The organism is Microbacterium paraoxydans (genome assembly GCF_018224615.1).
GTDB lineage: Bacteria > Actinomycetota > Actinomycetes > Actinomycetales > Microbacteriaceae > Microbacterium > Microbacterium paraoxydans_B.
The window spans coordinates 334,606-351,046 of record NZ_JAGTUK010000001.1; the positions used below are offsets into that span (position 1 = coordinate 334,606).

Sequence of the window (16,441 nt, forward strand, 5' to 3'; positions counted from 1 at the left end):
ACGGTGACCACGCTCACCGAGAACGGGCGGATGCCGCAGGGCGACCCTGCGGCATCCGCCCCGCCCCTGCGCGCCGAAGCCGCCTGGCGACGCCGCGACCGCCGCTGGGGCTACGTCTTCGTCGCCCCGCAGCTGCTCGGGATGGCCGTGTTCGTCATCCTCCCGTTCGCCGCCAGCCTCGTGCTCGCCTTCGCCGAGTGGGACGGCCTCAGCGACCTGGAGTGGGTCGGCTTCCAGAACTTCGCCGAACAGCTCACCGATCCGCTGCTCGGCCGCGCCATCCTCAACACCCTGCTGATCGCGCTCATCACCGTGCCGATCGGGCTCGCGCTCGCCGTGGTCGTGGCGGTCGCGCTGGAGAAGCTGCGCACCAGGACGCTCTACCTCATCCTGTTCTTCGCCCCCGTCGTGACCTCGACGGTCGCGGTCGCCATGATCTGGCAGCAGATGTTCCGCGCCGACGGCCTGCTGTCCACCACGATCGCGAAGGTCTTCGGCGTCACGCCGCCCGACTGGCTGCAAGACCCGAAGCTCGCGCTCCTCGCGGTGTGCATCGTGACGATCTGGTCGTCGATGGGGCTGAACGTGGTGATCTTCCTCGCCGGACTGCAGAACATCTCCCCGTCCGTCATCGAGGCCGCCCGCATCGACGGCGCCGGCGCGTGGCGGCTCTTCACGGCCATCCGCCTGCCGCTGCTCTCCCCGATCGTGTTCTTCTCGTCGGTCATCGCGTTCATCTCGTCGCTGCAGACGTTCGACACGGTGTACGTGCTCGTCTCCGGCGGCGGCCCGGACAACGCGACCCGCACGATCGTCTACCACATCTTCGATCTGGGCTTCGGGCGCTTCGAGTTCGGTCCGTCGAGCGCGGCCAGCGTGATCCTGCTCGTGCTCACGCTCGTCATCACCGCGATCCAGTTCGGCGCGCAGAAGAAGTTCGTCCACTACGAGGATGACCCGGCATGACCCTCCAGACCCCCTCCCTCGTCGAGCCGCCCGCACCGGCGACCGACTCCACCGTCGCGATCACCGCGCCGGGCTACCGCCGTCGCGGACGCGGAGGACCGGGCGCCGACCGCGCGCGCCGCCGCCTCGGGGTCACCGCGCTGCACGTGGTGCTCACGATCGCCGGCATCTCGATGGTGTTCCCGTTCGTGTGGATGCTGCTGACGTCGTTCAAGACGCTGCCGCAGCTGCTGAAGAACCCGCTCGAGTTCCTCCCCAACCCGTGGACCGTGCAGAACTACGCCGACGCGTGGAACGCGGTCCCGTTCGGGCAGGCGTATCTGAACAGCGCGTACATCGCGGTGCTCGTGGTCGTCGGCACGCTGCTGACCGCATCGATGGCCGGATACGCGTTCGCCCGCATCCGCTTCCGCGGCAGCAGGGTGCTGTTCGTGGTGTTCCTCGCCACCCAGATGATCCCCGCGCAGGTGACGCTCATCCCGTTCTACCTGCTGATGGCGCAGATCGGCTGGGTCGACTCCCACCTGGCGCTCATCGTGCCGGGCATGATCGCGAACCCCTTCGCCGTGTTCCTGATGCGGCAGTTCGTGCTCGCGCTGCCCCGGGAACTGGAGGAGGCCGCGCTCGTGGACGGCGCGGGCCGCTGGCGCATCTTCTGGAGCATCGTGCTGCCGAACCTCAAGCCCGGCCTCGCGGCGCTCAGCATCATCACGGCGCTCGGGGTGTGGAACGCGTTCCTGTTCCCGCTCGTGCTGCTCAACACCCCCGACCTGTTCACCGTGCCGCTACTGCTCACCTCGTTCCAGGGCCAGTTCGGCTCGATCAACTACGGGCTGGTCATGGCGGCCTCGGCCATCGCGACCGTGCCGATGCTGATCGTGTTCGTGATCGGGCAGCGCAAGATCCTCAACAGCATGGCCGCCTCGGGACTCGGAGGGCGATGATGACGGACGCCCCCGACCTCGCCGCTCTCGCCGCACGCCACCTCGACCTGGAGTCGGCGCCGTTCACGCTGCCGCGCTCGCGCGTGCTCGTGTTCCGCGAGGGCGACGCCGTGCGCGTGCACACCTCGGAGTACGAGCGGCGCCTGTCGGAGTGCCGCGTGCTCGACCGGCTGGAGGTGCTCGACACGGACGGGGCCGTGCTCCCCGTGGCGGACGTGCGGCCGGAGCGGATCGCCTTCGGGGCCCTTCGTCTCGCTGCGCTCGCTCGGGAACCGGGGGTGGGTGCCGGTGCGGTGCTCGCTCAGGAACCGGGGGTGGGTGCCGGTGCGGTGCTCGCTCAGGAACCCGAGGTGCGCGCCACGCTCACGTTCGCCGACCCGGCGACGCTCAGCCTCGGCGGTGACCCGGACCTGCGCGTGCGCCTCACGCGTCCGGACGGGCGGGCCGAGGAGCATCCGATCGGTGCCGGACTCCGGCTCCGCGTCGGTCCCGACCGGTCGGTCACGGTGGAGCAGGGCGATCATGCCGCCGCGCTCGCCGCGACCGCCGCGACCTGGGGCGACTGGTTCGCACGGTGCCCGATCGTGCGCGACGACCTGCAGGAGATGACCGCGTTCTGCTGGTGGGTGCTCGGCGCGAACATCGTGGAACTGCCCGCCCTGGGCGACGCGCGGGCCATCGTCCCGTCGAAGATCGGCTACGTCGGGCTGTGGCAGTGGGACGCGTACTTCATCGCGGTCGGCCTGCGGCACGGCGACCCGGCGCTCGCGCGCGAGCAGCTCGACATCGCGTTCCGCTTCCCGCAGCCGAACGGCCAGCTGCCCGACGTCGTGCACGAGGAGGGCCTGCTCGCCACGAGCGACGACCTCCCGGAGAGCGACCGGGCGAACCTGCGCCGCGCGGGCTCGCAGATCGCCGACCCGACCGCGCCCGTGCCGCTGACGAAGCCCCCGCTCGCCGCGTGGGCGCTGCGCAAGGTGCTGGAGGCGGAGGACGCGCCCGACTGGGCGCGGCGGCAGCTCGCGACGGTGATCCGCTCGCAGGACTGGTGGTTCACGGACAGCGACCTCGACGGAGACGGCATGCCCGAGTACGGCCACCCCTACTCCTCGGGGCTCGACGACAGCCCGATCTTCGACGGCCCGTTGCCCACCGCCGCTCCCGACCTCGGGGCCTACCTCGTGACGCAGGATCGCACGATCGCGGAACTGCTCGCGCGGTACCGGCCGCACGCCGACGTCTCGCGGTTCCGTGAGCGGGCCGAGGCCACACAGGAGCTGCTGCTGCGCATGTGGGACGCCGAGGCGGAGCGGTTCCGCGCCGTCGGTGGCGGCGAGACGCTGCACAGTGACACGGTCGTCGGGTTGATGCCGCTGCTCACGGGCACGCTGCCGACGTCGATCGCCGAGGCGTTGCGCGCGACTGTCGACGACCCGGAGCGGTTCGCGCTGCCCTGGGGGCTGCCCACCGTCGCGGCGTCCGATCCCGACTTCTCGGACGAGCGGATGTGGCGCGGCCCGGTGTGGGTCAACACGAGCATGCTCGTGGCGGAAGGACTGGAGGCCTCGGGCTACCCGGAGCGGGCGCGGGCGCTGCGCGAGCAGACCGTCGCGCTGGTGATCCACGGCGGCGGTCCCCACGAGTACTTCCACCCGCACACGGGCCAGAAGGCGCGGACGGCGACGACCGCCTTCGGCTGGTCGGCTGCGCTGTTCGTCGACCTCGCCGTGACGCTCTCGCGGTGAGCCGTGCGCGGGTCAGGCGGTGAAGTAGCTGCTGGTGGCGTTGTCGAGGATGCGCTGCATGCCGTTGGTCCAGTTCGCCTTGAGCGCCGTGACCGCGGCGGGCACGTCGCCGGCAGCGAGGTGCGTGGCGATCTCGGCGTGCTCGGCCGCGACCCGCTCCACCTTCACGTCTTCGGGGACCAGCAGCGACTCGTAGCGGTGGAACGAGCTGCGCACGCTCTCGATCACCGACAGCAGCCGGGCGTTGGGGCAGGCCGAGAGCATGACGCTGTGCCACTCGTCGTCTTTCGTGATCACGAGCTGGTGTTCGACGAGCTCGTCGGCGAAGGCGTCGGCCATGTCCTTCAGGCGGGCGCCGATCGCGCGGAGCTCGTCGGGCGGGCTGAGTTCCAGCGCGAGGCTCTCCAGCGCCGCCATGACGGGGGCGAGGTCGCGGAACTCGGAGGCGCTGAGGGGGACGAAGCGGAAGCCCTTGCCGTTCTCGCTCTCGATCTGCCCTTCGGACTCGAGGGCGATGAGCGCTTCGCGCAGTGGCGTGCGGCTGACCCCGAGCTCGGTGGCGAGCTGCACCTCGTTGATGCCCTCGCCGGGCTGCACGAGACCGGCACGCATGCGGGCCAGCAGCTCCTCGCGAACCTGCGAGCGCAGGTTCTTGCGTTCGATCGCCATGCCCTTCCTTCCCCTCTGCCGCCTGCCCGTCAGCCTATGGGTTGACGGGGTTCCGGCCGCGATCTAGTGTGTTGTATACAGAATACAGCGGGCCGCCGAAATGCGCCAGAGCGACCAGAAACCGACTCAGAGAGGAGCTGCCGTGCCCGATCCCCGCGCCGAGCAGCCGATCCGCCGCGTGCGCCTGGACGCGCTCGCCTTCGGCGGCGACTACAACCCCGACCAGTGGTCGGAGGAGACCTGGCACGAGGACATCCGCCTGATGCGCGAGGCCGGCGTCAACCTGGTGAGCCTGCCGATCTTCAGCTGGCCGCAGCTCGAACCGGAGCCCGGCGTGTACGACTGGGGCTGGCTCGACCGCATCATCGACCTGCTGTGGGACGCCGGCATCGCGATCGACCTCGCCACCGCGACCGCCACGCCTCCGTCCTGGCTGCTGCGCGCCCACCCCGAGATGGCTCCGTGGGACGCCGACGGCCACCGGCTCGAGTTCGGCTCCCGGCAGACCTACTGCCCGTCCTCGCCCATCTGGCGCGAGAACGTCGCCCGCATGGCCAGGGCCGTGGCCGAACGCTACGGCGAGCACCCGGGACTGGCGATGTGGCACATCTCGAACGAGTACGGCGACCACACCCCACGCTGCTGGTGCCCCGAATCGGCCCGCCACTTCCGCCGCTGGCTGCAGAACCGCTACGGCGACCTCGACGGGCTCAACGAGGCCTGGGGTGTGAACGTGTGGGGACAGCGCTACACCTCCTGGGAGCACATCGAGACGCCCAAGCGAGCCCCCGGCCCCGTCAACCCCACCAAGCTGCTCGACTTCGAGCGCTTCTCCTCCGACGCGCTGCTGGAGCTCTTCCAGCTCGAGATCGACGTGCTGCGCGAGGTCACCCCCGACATCGCGGTGACCACGAACTTCATGAGCATGTTCCGCGACCTGAACTACTGGGACTTCGCCGCCGTGGAAGACGTCGTGACCGACGACGCCTACCCCGACCCCGCCGACCCCACCTCGCACGTCGGTGCCGCCCTGAACTACGGGCTCATGCGAGCGCTCAAGGGCGGACGGCCCTGGCTGCTGCTGGAATCCTCCGCGAGCGCCACGAGCTGGCGCGACGTGAACGTGCCCAAGGCCCCGGGCAAGATCCGTGTCGAGAGCCTGCAGGCCGTGGCCCACGGGTCGGACGCGGTGATGTTCTTCCAGTGGCGCCAGGCCAGGTACGGCCAGGAGAAGTTCCACTCGTCGATGCTCGGTCACCGCGGCGAGCGGTCGCGCAGCTTCCGCGAGACCAAGGCCCTGGGCCTGGAACTGCAGAAGCTGGAGGCCGTCCGCGGCACCCGGGTGCGCTCGCGCGTGGGACTCGTCGTCGACTGGGACTCGTGGTGGGGGTCCAGCGCCGCCGAGTCGCTGCCCTCCCAGCGCCTGCAGTGGGCGCAGCAGGCCCGCGCCTGGCACCGCGGGCTCTACGCGCTCGGGCACCCGGTCGACGCCGTGCGCGCGGACGGCCCGTTCGACGCCTACGACGTGGTCGTGGTGCCCAACCTCTACATCGCCGAACCCGAGCAGGCGGCCGCGCTGACCGCGTTCGCCGAGCGCGGCGGACACGTCGTGGTCGGCCCGTTCTCCGCAGTGGTGGACCGCACCGAGAAGGTGCACCCCGGGGGAGCGCCGGGACCGCTGCGTCCGCTGCTCGGCGTCGAGGTGGACGAGCAGTGGCCCCTCGCCGACGGCTGCACCGAGCGCATCGCCTACCGCGGGGAGCAGCTGACCGTGCCGAGCTGGAGCGAGTGGATCGAGGTCGACGATGACGTCGACGTGCGCGGTGTCTACGCGACCGGCGAGCTGCGCGGGCTGCCCGCCGTGACCCGCCGCCCGGTCGGCCGCGGATCGGCCTGGTACGTCAGCGCCATGCTCGACCACGACGGCATGCTCCCCCTGTTCCGCGACGTGCTGCACACCGCGGGGCTGCCCGCGCGCGACCGCGTCGCCCTCGACGTGGAGGTGGTCACGCGTGCCGACGACACCACCGACTACACCTTCTGCCTCAACCACGGCCGCGCCCCCGTCGCTCTGGAGATCCCCGGCACCGCCATCGACCTCCTCACCGGCGAACGGCACACCGGCCGCCTCGACCTCGACCGCTACGGCGTGGCCGTGCTCGCCGCGCCCCGGTCGGACCGCATCCCCACCGCCACCCCGATCCCCGTGAAGGAGGACGCATGACCGAGCCGTTCGTGCATCCGTACATCCCCAACACCGCCCCGGCCTCACGCGCCGCCATGCTCGCGGCCGTCGGTGCCGCGTCCGTCGACGAGTTCTACGCCGACGTGCCGGAGGCGCTGCGGCTCGGGCGGCCGCTCGACCTTCCCGCCCCGTACGTCGCGGAGCAGGACCTGGCGTCGCACGTGCGTGGGCTGCTCGCGAAGAACCGCTCCACGCAGGAGCGCCTCAGCTTCCTCGGCGCGGGCACCTACAACCACTACGTGCCCGCGGTGGTCGACGAGGTGATCGGGCGCAGCGAGTTCCTCACGGCGTACGCGGGGGAGCCGTACGAGGACCACGGGCGCTTCCAGGCGCTGTTCCAGTACCAGTCGCTCATGGCCGAGCTGCTGGAGATGGACGTGGTGAACGTGCCGACGTACGACGGCTACCAGGCGACCGCCACCGGGCTGGCGATGGCCGGACGGCTCACCGGACGCGCCCGCGTGCTCGTGGCCAGCGACGTGCTGCCCGCCAAGGTGTCGAAAGTGCACGACTTCGTCCGCGCGCACCTCACGCTCGAGCACCTGCCCACGCGCAACGGCACCGCGGACGTGGATGCCGTGCGCGCCGCCCTCGGCGACGACGTGGCCGCGGTCTGGGTGGAGACCCCCAGCGCCACGGGTGCCGTGGAGTCGGCGCTCGGCGAGATCGCCGACGCCGCCCACGCTGCGGGCGCGGTGCTCGTGGTGGGGACCGACCCGATCGGGTACGGCGTGCTCGCACCGCCCGCGCTCGCCGGAGCCGACATCGTCACCGGCGACATCCAGTCGCTCGGCCTGCACCAGTGGTTCGGCGGCGCCCACGGCGGCTTCATCGCGGTGCACGACGACCCGGCGTTCGTGATGGAGATGCCGTCGCGCCTGTTCGGCCTGGCCACGACCGACGTGCCGGGCGAGTACGGCTTCGGCGACGTCGCCTACGACCGCACCTCCTTCGCCCACCGTGAGGAGGGGAAGGAGTGGGTCGGCACCGCCGCCGCCCTGTGGGGCATCGCCGCCGGGGTGTATCTGTCGCTGATGGGTCCCGCCGGCATGGCCGAGCTGGGCGAGGTGCTCCTCGCCCGCACCCGCTACGCGCAGCGGGCGCTCGCCGCGCTGCCCGGTGTCTCGCTCGACGACGACGCCGTGCACCTGCGCGAGTTCACCGTGACCCTGCCCGTCCCCGCCGCCGACGTCGTGACCGCGCTCCGTGCCCGGGGCATCGAGCCGGGGGTCGTGGTGGGCGCGCACCGCCTGCTCGTGTGCGTGACCGAGCTCACGTCGCAGCACGACATCGACCGCCTGGCCTCCGCGCTCGCCGCCGTCGTGGCCCCCGAACTCGCCGAGGAGACGAAGTGACCCTTCCCGTCGCACCCAAGCCCGCCCTCCGCCGCTTCCAGCAGGCCCGCTGGGACGAGCCGATCGTCTTCGAGCTGTCCACCCCTGGCGAGCGCGGCGTGCTCGTCTCCGCCGTGGAGCCCGGCGTGCGCGCCGAGGTGGGCGACGTGGTCGCCGTGCTTCCCGACGCGCTGCGCCGCCCGGCCCCGCCCGCGCTGCCCGAGATGGGGCAGATGCGGGTGCTGAAGCACTACCTCCGCCTGTCGCAGGAGAACCTCGGTGCCGACTTCAACGTCGACATCGGGCAGGGCACCTGCACCATGAAGTACGCCCCGAAGATCAACGACCAGCTCGCCGGCACTCCGCAACTGACCGCGATGCACCCGCATCAGGACCCCGCCGATGCGCAGGGCGTGCTGGAGATCGTGTGGCGCCTGGAGCGGATGCTCGCGGAGATCTCCGGCATGGACGAGGTGTCGCTGCACACGCAGGGCGGCTCGGCGGCCATCTGGTCCAACATCGCGATGATCCGCGCCTACCACGAGGCCAACGGCGAGGCCGAGCAGCGCCGCGAGGTCATCACGACGATCTTCAGCCACCCGTCGAACGCCGCCGCCGCCAAGGCCGCCGGGTACGAGGTCATCACGGTGTACCCCGACGCCGACGGCTACCCCTCGCTCGACGCACTGCAGGCCGCGCTCTCGCCCCGCACGGCCGCGATCATGGTGACCAACCCGGAGGACACCGGCATCTACAATCCGGCGATCCGGGAGTGGGTCGACGCCGCGCACGCCGTGGGCGCCCTCGCGTCGTACGACCAGGCCAACGCGAACGGCATCCTCGGGATCACGAGGGCCCGCGACGCCGGCTTCGACGTGTGCCACTTCAACCTGCACAAGACCTTCGGCACGCCCCACGGCTGCGGCGGGCCGGGCTCGGGCGCCAACGCCGTGAGCGCCGCGCTCGCGCCGTTCCTGCCGGGGCCGCGCGTGGTGCGCGCCGACGACGGGACGTTCGCCGTGGCGGAGGCCGGGCCGCAGTCGATCGGCGCGGTCGGACCGTTCTTCGGCGTGATCCCCGCGCTCGTCAAGGCCTACTCGTGGATCATGGCGCTCGGCGCGGACGGGCTGCTGGCCGCCGCCGAGACCGCCGTGCTCAACAACAACTACCTGATGGCGAAGGTGCTCGCGATCCCCGGGGCCTCGGCGCCGTACGCGACCGGCCGCCGTCGCATCGAGCAGGTGCGCTACTCGTGGGAGGAGCTGCACCGCGAGACCGGTGTCACGTCGGAGGAGATCGGCGTGCGGATGACCGACTTCGGCATGCACTACTGGACGAGCCACCACCCCTACGTGGTGCCGCAGCCGTTCACGCTGGAGCCGACCGAGTCGTACTCGATGGCCGAGCTCGACGAATACGCCGCGACGCTGGCCGAGGTCGCGCGCGAGGCCAGGGAGACGCCGGAGGTCGTGCGCACCGCCCCCCACAACCAGACCGTGCACCACACGCACCACGACGACCTCGACGACCCGGAGCGGTGGGCCATCACGTGGCGCGCCTACCGTCGCAAGTACCCGTCGGCGGGCGCGGGGCAGAGCGTCGCCGCGGAGGCCGCCGCGTCGTGATCGGACTCGTCGTCAACCCGGTCGCCGGTGTCGGCGGGCCCGCGGGGCTCGCGGGCTCGGACGGCACAGCGGTGCAGCGCCGCGCGGTCGAGCGCGGGGCCGCGTCGCGCGCGGGGGAGCGGGCCGTGCTCGCCCTCGCGACCCTGGCGGCGCGGCACCCGGGGCTTGAGGTCGTGACGGCCGCGGGGCTCATGGGCGCCGAGGCCGTGCGCGCGGCGGGGCTCGTGCCGCGCGTGGTGTGGCCGGACCGCCCGGCGAGCGACCACGACGACGACCGTGCGACGGACGCCGACGACACGACGCGGGCGGTGGCGGCCCTGGCGAGGGCCGGGGTGGAGCTGATCCTCGTGGTCGGCGGAGACGGCACCCTCCGCGACGCCTGCGCCGGACTCGCCGGGCTCGGGGTGCCGGTGCCCGCGGTGCTCGGCGTGCCGGCCGGGGTGAAGATGTATTCGCCCGTGTTCGCGGTGAGCCCCCGTTCCGCTGGCGCGGTCGCCGCCGACTGGATCGACCACGGCGGACTGCCCGCCGCCGAGCGGGAGGTGCTCGACATCGATGAGTCGGCGCTGCGCCACGCGCGGGTCGAGCCCACGCTGTACGGGATGCTGCGCGTTCCCTTCCGCACCGGACGCACGCAGGCGCGCAAGGCGGCCACCCCCGCGTCGGAGTTCGCCGCGGTGCAGGCTGCCGCCCGGGGCGCCGTCGCCCGCCTGCGCCCGGGCGTGCGGTACCTGCTGGGCCCCGGCGGCACGACCGCGGAGGTCGCGCGGCAGCTCGGCTTGGAGACCACACCGCTCGGCGTGGACGTGGTGCTCGACGGTGTCGTCGTGGCCCGCGGCGCGAGCGAGCAGGAGCTCCTCGCCGAGGTGGCCCGGGGTCCCGCGCAGGCGGTGGTGACCGTGATCGGCGGGCAGGGCTTCCTGCTCGGCCGCGGCAACCAGCAGCTCTCCGCGGCCGTGCTCCGGGCGCTCGGCGACGACCCGCTGCTCGTGGTCGCCCCGGAGCAGAAGCTGCTCGACCTCCACGGCCGCCCGCTGATCGTCGACACCGGCGACCCCGAGCTGGACGCGCGACTGCGCGGTCACGTCCGCGTGGTGACCGGCGTCGCCACCCACAGCCTGTACCCCGTCTCCGCCCCCGAGCTCACGCTCGCCTGACCCGAAAGGACCCCCATGCGACTCTCGAACAAGAACGCCATCGTCACCGGAGGCGCCGGCGGCATCGGCCGTGCCACCTCGCTCGCGCTCGCCGCCGAGGGGGCAGCGGTCGCCGTGGTCGATCTGAACGCCGAGGCCGCCGAGGCCGTGGCGGCCGAGATCCGCGCGGCCGGTGGGCGTGCCGTGGCCGTCACCGCCGACGTGTCGCAGGAGCCGGACATCGAGCGGGTCGTCGCCACGACGGTCGCCGAGTTCGGCGGCGTCGACGTGGTGTTCAACAACGCCGGCATCATCCGCCGGCAGACCGCGGTCGAGATCGACGTGGACGAGTGGGACCTGGTGTTCGGCGTGAACGTGCGCTCCATTTTCCTCATGTGCAAGCACGTCGTGCCGATCATGGAGGCCGCGGGCGGCGGGTCGATCATCAACACCGGTTCGGGCTGGGGCCTCAAGGGCGGCGGGCGGGCGCTGTCCTACTGCGCCTCCAAGGGTGCCGTGGTGAACATGACCCGCGCGCTCGCGATCGACCACGGGCCCGCCGGCATCCGCGTGAACTCGGTCAACCCGGGCGACGTCAACACGGGGATGCTGCGGGAGGAGGCGCGACAGCTGGCGCAGGACACGAGCTCCTTCCTCGCCGAGGCCGCCGACCGCCCGCTGCGGCGCATGGGCGAGCCGGCCGAGGTCGCGCAGGCCGTGGTGTGGCTCGCGAGCGACGACTCCTCCTACGTCACGGGCTCGGCGCTGGTCGTCGACGGCGGCGGCATCGCCTGAGCCGCGGGCGGTCGCGCCGGGGGAGCGGGGTCGGCACCCAGGAGTCTCGCGTAAAATCGGCCCAATGACCGATGCCCCCGACGCCACCCCCGACCTGGGCCCCGGCATCGACCCCGACGACCTCGCCACCACGCTCCGCGTGCTGCGCGAACTGCACCTGATCGACAACGAGCACCCCGACTTCGTGGCCGTGCGCCAGGCGACCGCGGCGATGTTCAAAGACGTCAAGCGCGTGCGCCGCAAGCAGATCCGCGACGCGATCGCCGAGGCCGACAAGGCCGTGGTGGCCCGCACCGCGACGGGCGCTCCCGACCGCATCGACGACGAGACCCGCGGCAACGACCTCTCCTCGAGCGTGGTGGACGCCCCGATCGCCGGCGAGCTGCTCAAGCCACGCAACTGCTACATCTGCAAGCAGCCGTACACCCTGGTCGACGCGTTCTACCACCAGCTGTGCCCGGACTGCGCACGCTTCAGCCACGGCAAGCGCAACGCCCGCACCGACCTCACGGGCAAGCGCGCCCTGCTCACGGGCGGGCGCGCGAAGATCGGCATGCACATCGCGCTGCGGCTGCTGCGCGACGGCGCCCACACGACCATCACGACGCGGTTCCCGCGCGACGCGGTGCGCCGCTTCTCGGCTCTGCCCGATGCGGGCGACTGGCTGCACCGGCTGCGCGTGGTGGGCATCGACCTGCGCGACCCCGCCCAGGTGATCGGGCTCGCCGACTCGGTCGCAGCGCAGGGGCCGCTCGACATCCTGATCAACAACGCCGCGCAGACCGTCCGCCGCTCCCCCGGGGCGTACTCGCTTCTCGCGGACGCCGAGCTGCAGCCGCTGCCCGACGGCCCGCTGCCCGAGATGGAGACGTTCGGGCACACCGCCGACCCCCACCCGCAGGCGCTGCAGGCCTCGGTCGATGCGCACCCGCTGCTGTCGGTCGCGGCGCTCGGTGGCACGGTCGCGGAGCAGGGCGGACAGGCGCTCACGGCGGAAGACCTGGCGCGCCTGGCGATGGCCCCCGGGTCGTCGTCGCTGGAGAAGCACGCCGACGGCACCGCGATCGACGCGGGCGGCCTCGTGCCCGACGTGAACCGCGTCAACAGCTGGGTGCAGTCGGTCGATCAGGTCGATCCGCTGGAGATGCTCGAGGTGCAGCTGGCGAACACGACCGCGCCGTTCCTGCTGATCAGTCGGCTGCGCGCATCGATGGCCGCGTCCTCGGCGCACCGGAAGTACGTGGTGAACGTGTCGGCGATGGAGGGGCAGTTCTCGCGCCGTTACAAGGGCCCCGGTCACCCGCACACCAACATGGCCAAGGCCGCGCTGAACATGCTGACGCGCACGAGTGCGGGCGAGATGCTGGAGAAGGACGGCATCCTCATGACCGCCGTCGACACCGGGTGGATCACCGACGAGCGTCCGCACTACACGAAGGTGCGGCTGGCGGAGGAAGGCTTCCACGCCCCGCTCGACCTGGTCGACGGTGCCGCGCGCGTGTACGACCCGATCGTGCGCGGCGAGGCGGGCGAGGACATCTACGGCGTCTTCCTGAAGGACTACCGGCCCAGCCCCTGGTGACGCGTCAGGCCCAGATGTCGGCGAGGGCGACCGGGGCGCTCGTGACCGTGCCGTACCCGGAGACGACGGCGACCGCGCGGATCTGCGAGTATGCGGCGATCACGACCCGGGGAAGCGTGCTCGCGAAGTAGCCGGACGAGTTGGTCGACTGGCCCGTGTAGATGGCCTCCCACCCGGCGCCGGTGTCGCCCTGGAAGTCGAAGGGCTGCGTGAGGTCGCCTGCGCCGCTGCGGGAGAAGGTGACCGTCCCCCACGCGTAGTCCTGGTCGAGGGCGAAGGCGTTCAGGGCCAGCTCCGGGGTGCCGAGCGAGGCGGCCGCCGCGGGGGTCGCGGTGGAGAACGCGATGACCGGTGTGACCCACGCGGCGTGGATCATCGTCCGGCGTGACATGACACCGCGTGCGGGCGGCTCCTCGGTGGTCATGTCGAAAGACTAGCGGGCGGGGGTGCCGAGGTTGGCGGAGGCCCAGCGGCCGAGGTCGTCGAGGATCGGCAGGAGCCCGGTGCCGCTGGCGGTGAGTGCGTAGGAGACCGCGATCGGGGGACCGGCGTCGACGGTGCGCGCCACGAGCCCGGCTTCGGCGAGCTCGGCGAGGCGGTCGGAGAGCACGGTGTCGCTGATGCCGCCGACGGCTCGACGCAGCGTGACGAAGGTGGCCGGGCCGCCGCCGAGCGCCGAGACGATCATGCCGTTCCATCTTTTCCCGAGCACGCTGAAGGCGAGGGTGACGGCGGCGTCGCACACCTGGCGCTCTTCGTCGTTCTCGGCCATGCCCCCATCCTACCCGTGCTACGTTAACCGATGTCGCTCCGAAAAAACTAGCGACTACGAAAACGAGAGGTAGGCTCATGTCCCTGTTCCGTCTGGATGCCAGCATCCTTCCCGCGTCGTCTGCCAGCCGCGCGCTCGCCGACCTCGTCGAGGCCGAGTGGACGGCATCCCACCCCGACTCCACCGTCACCCGCCGCGACCTGGCCGCCGACCCGGTGCCCGCGACCGCGTGGGCGGACGCCGTCACCGGCGGATTCGTCGACGAAGCCCAGCGCACCCCGGCGCAGCAGGAGGCCCGTGCGCTCGCGACCCGCTTCGCCGACGAGCTCATCGGCGCCGACGCGCTGCTGTTCGCCGTGCCGCTCTACAACTACGGCGTCTCGCAGCACTTCAAGACCTGGTTCGACCTCGCCTACACCGACCCCCGCATCGACCCCACCGGCACGGCGCTGAACGGCAAGCCGGCCACCCTCGTCACGGTGCTCGGCGGCAACTACGCCCCCGGCTCGCCCAAGGAGGGCTGGGACCACTCGACCGGCTGGCTGCGGCGCGTGCTGGAAGACGTGTGGGGGCTCGACCTGCGCGTCGTGCAGCGTCCGTTCACCCTGGTGGGCGTGAACCCTGCGCTCGACGCGTTCGCCGACACCGCCCGCGAGCTCAAGGAGAACGCCGAGGCCGACGCCCGCACGTACGGCCGCGAGCTCGCCGCCACCCGCACGCCCCGCGTGGCCTGAGCCGCGCGTCGTCCGGTCCGGGCCCGTGCGGCGCGGACCGGACGGCCGCGACCTCAGCCGACCGGCGAGGGCAGTGGCGCGGGGTACGGGAACCACACCGTCACCACCAGGCCGCCGTCTTCCCGCGGTGTGAGCACGAGCGTGCCGCCGTGCGTCTCGGTGATGCGTTGCACGATCGCCAGCCCGAGCCCCGCGCCGGCGTGGTCGTCGCGCCTGCGCTCGGCGCCGCGCTGGAACGGCTCGACGAGCGTCGCGACCCTGCTCGGCGACAGCCGTTCGCCCGTGTTCTCCACCACGAGCGCCACCGCGTGCGGCATCGCGTGCGTCCGCACCGCCACGGCACCGCCCGAGGGAAGGTTGTGCACGATCGCGTTGAGCACCAGGTTCGTGACCAGCTGGGGCAGCAGCGCGCTCGACCCCAGCACGGGCGCCGCGACCCCGCCCACCTCGAGCGTGACCCCGCGCCGGTCGGCCAGCGGCAGCAGCGCCTCCACCGACCCCTCGGCCAGCAGCGACAGATCCACCAGCTCGCGCGGGAACGTGCGGCGCTCGGCGCGGCTCAGCAGCAGCAGCGCCTCGGTGAGCTCGATCGCGCGGGTGTTCACCTCGCGCAGCCGCCCGATCAGCTCGTCCACGTCGCGGTCGGGGTCGTCGCGGGCCACCTCCAGCAGTGTCTGGGAGATCGCGAGCGGGGTGCGCAGCTCGTGCGAGGCGTTCGCGGCGAACCGCTGCTGCTCGGCCACGTGCGCCTCCAGCTGCTCGAGCATGCCGTCGAACACGTCGGCGAGGTCGCGGAACTCGTCGCGCGGACCCTCCAGCCGCACCCGGTGCGACAACGACCCCTGGGCCGCGAGCCTTGCCGCGTCGCCGATGCGGTCGAGCGGTGCGAGCATGCGCCCGGCCAGCAGCCACCCGCCGCCGAAGCCGATCCCGAGCAGCGCCAGCATGACGGTCGCCGCGACCGGCACGAACGCCCGGATCAGGTCGGACCGGTTCGGCACGCGGATGTCGGCGACGATCTGCACGTCGGGCACGTAGCGCAGCAGGAACAGCGCGACGGCGGCGAGCAGCAGCACCCCGGACAGCACCACGATCCCGGCATAGCTGAGCGTGAGCTTGAGCCGGGCGCTCATGCCGCGGCGCCTAGGCATCCGCGTCGGCTCCGATCCGGTACCCCACGCCCGGCACCGTGAGGATGATCGCGGGTTCGCCGAGGCGCTTGCGCAGCGACGACACCGTGATGCGCACGGCGTTCGTGAACGGGTCGGCGTTCTCGTCCCACGCCCGCTCCAGCAGCTCCTCGGCGCTCACGACACCGCCCTGCGCGTCGACCAGCACCTCCAGCACGGCGAACTGCTTGCGCGTGAGCGCCACGTACCGGTCGTCGCGGTACACCTCGCGGCGGAACGGGTCGAGCCGCAGTCCCGCGACCTCCAGCACGGGCGGCCTCGACCTCTGGCGGCGGCGGTCGAGCGCGCGCAGCCGCAGTACCAGCTCGCGCATCTCGAACGGCTTGGTCAGGTAGTCGTCCGCGCCGATCTCGAACCCGGTCGCCTTGTCGTCGAGCCGGTCGGCGGCGGTGAGCATGAGGATCGGGATGCCGCTGCCGGAGGCCACGATCCAGCGGGCGATGTCGTCGCCGGAGGGGCCGGGCACGTCGCGGTCGAGCACGGCGATGTCGTAGGCGTTGATCGTGAGCAGTTCGAGCGCGGTGTCGCCGTCGCCCGCGATGTCGGCGGCGATCGCCTCCAGGCGCAGCCCGTCGCGGACCGCCTCGGCGAGGTAGGGCTCGTCCTCGACGATCAGCACACGCATGGCTGCGATCCTACGCACCGCGGTATATCGGCGACGTATGAAAAAGCGCATACGCCCCGGCAACCGCGCCCCTCCTTCA

General features: G+C 72.2%; 15 protein-coding genes. 10 read left to right on the plus strand and 5 right to left on the minus strand.

Annotated features, from left to right (window positions below):
- Positions 1 to 3: 3 nt before the first annotated feature.
- The 3 genes from KE274_RS01610 to KE274_RS01620 are packed head-to-tail and all read left to right on the plus strand — an operon-like array spanning position 4 to position 3,655.
- A complete protein-coding gene (locus KE274_RS01610) occupies positions 4 to 966 on the plus strand; it encodes a carbohydrate ABC transporter permease (protein WP_211540443.1) in 963 nt (320 codons plus the stop codon).
- The gene (locus KE274_RS01615; protein ID WP_211540445.1) at positions 963 to 1,910 is read left to right on the plus strand and encodes a carbohydrate ABC transporter permease; all 948 of its coding nucleotides are present in this window, start codon (positions 963 to 965) and stop codon (positions 1,908 to 1,910) included. Before KE274_RS01610 ends, KE274_RS01615 begins: the two co-directional genes overlap by 4 nt.
- Entirely contained in the window at positions 1,910 to 3,655 is a 1,746-nt protein-coding gene (locus KE274_RS01620; protein WP_211540447.1) for an amylo-alpha-1,6-glucosidase, read from the plus strand. The genes KE274_RS01615 and KE274_RS01620 overlap by 1 nt, the downstream gene beginning before the upstream one ends.
- 12 nt (positions 3,656 to 3,667) lie before the next feature.
- On the opposite strand, the gene KE274_RS01625 is transcribed toward KE274_RS01620, so the two are convergent.
- Positions 3,668 to 4,324, minus strand: a complete 657-nt coding sequence (locus tag KE274_RS01625) for a GntR family transcriptional regulator (protein WP_211540448.1) — start codon at positions 4,322 to 4,324, stop codon at positions 3,668 to 3,670.
- A 142-nt stretch (positions 4,325 to 4,466) separates the two neighbouring features.
- Between KE274_RS01625 and KE274_RS01630 the strand changes: the two genes are divergently transcribed.
- From KE274_RS01630 to KE274_RS01655, 6 genes are all read left to right on the plus strand, one after another.
- Positions 4,467 to 6,548, plus strand: a complete 2,082-nt coding sequence (locus KE274_RS01630; RefSeq protein WP_211540450.1) for a beta-galactosidase — start codon at positions 4,467 to 4,469, stop codon at positions 6,546 to 6,548.
- Complete coding sequence (gene gcvPA, locus KE274_RS01635; protein WP_211540456.1) at positions 6,545 to 7,924, plus strand: aminomethyl-transferring glycine dehydrogenase subunit GcvPA; 1,380 nt, start codon at positions 6,545 to 6,547, stop codon at positions 7,922 to 7,924. The genes KE274_RS01630 and gcvPA overlap by 4 nt, the downstream gene beginning before the upstream one ends.
- Positions 7,921 to 9,528, plus strand: coding sequence for an aminomethyl-transferring glycine dehydrogenase subunit GcvPB (gene gcvPB, locus KE274_RS01640; protein ID WP_211540458.1), 1,608 nt, complete (start codon positions 7,921 to 7,923; stop codon positions 9,526 to 9,528). The genes gcvPA and gcvPB overlap by 4 nt, the downstream gene beginning before the upstream one ends.
- Entirely contained in the window at positions 9,525 to 10,685 is a 1,161-nt protein-coding gene (locus tag KE274_RS16725; RefSeq protein WP_211540466.1) for an ATP-NAD kinase family protein, read from the plus strand. The genes gcvPB and KE274_RS16725 overlap by 4 nt, the downstream gene beginning before the upstream one ends.
- Before the next feature lie 15 nt (positions 10,686 to 10,700).
- Entirely contained in the window at positions 10,701 to 11,459 is a 759-nt protein-coding gene (locus KE274_RS01650; RefSeq protein WP_211540468.1) for an SDR family NAD(P)-dependent oxidoreductase, read from the plus strand.
- Positions 11,460 to 11,523: 64 nt separating this feature from the next.
- Positions 11,524 to 13,041 (plus strand): SDR family NAD(P)-dependent oxidoreductase, encoded by a 1,518-nt coding sequence (locus tag KE274_RS01655; RefSeq protein ID WP_211540471.1) that lies wholly within the window; start codon positions 11,524 to 11,526, stop codon positions 13,039 to 13,041.
- Positions 13,042 to 13,045: 4 nt separating this feature from the next.
- On the opposite strand, the gene KE274_RS01660 is transcribed toward KE274_RS01655, so the two are convergent.
- Complete coding sequence (locus KE274_RS01660; RefSeq protein ID WP_211540474.1) at positions 13,046 to 13,465, minus strand: hypothetical protein; 420 nt, start codon at positions 13,463 to 13,465, stop codon at positions 13,046 to 13,048.
- A gap of 9 nt (positions 13,466 to 13,474) precedes the next feature.
- A complete protein-coding gene (locus KE274_RS01665) occupies positions 13,475 to 13,813 on the minus strand; it encodes a winged helix-turn-helix transcriptional regulator (protein WP_211540476.1) in 339 nt (112 codons plus the stop codon).
- 77 nt (positions 13,814 to 13,890) lie between these two features.
- Between KE274_RS01665 and KE274_RS01670 the strand changes: the two genes are divergently transcribed.
- Positions 13,891 to 14,547: an FMN-dependent NADH-azoreductase gene (locus KE274_RS01670; protein ID WP_211540480.1), complete on the plus strand. Its 657-nt coding sequence runs from the start codon at positions 13,891 to 13,893 to the stop codon at positions 14,545 to 14,547.
- A gap of 53 nt (positions 14,548 to 14,600) precedes the next feature.
- Here KE274_RS01670 and KE274_RS01675 read toward each other — a convergent pair whose 3' ends face one another.
- Both KE274_RS01675 and KE274_RS01680 read right to left on the minus strand, forming a co-directional pair.
- Complete coding sequence (locus tag KE274_RS01675; RefSeq protein WP_283091311.1) at positions 14,601 to 15,680, minus strand: sensor histidine kinase; 1,080 nt, start codon at positions 15,678 to 15,680, stop codon at positions 14,601 to 14,603.
- Between the two features lie 10 nt (positions 15,681 to 15,690).
- The gene (locus tag KE274_RS01680; protein WP_211540487.1) at positions 15,691 to 16,362 is read right to left on the minus strand and encodes a response regulator transcription factor; all 672 of its coding nucleotides are present in this window, start codon (positions 16,360 to 16,362) and stop codon (positions 15,691 to 15,693) included.
- Between the last annotated feature and the right edge of the window lie 79 nt (positions 16,363 to 16,441).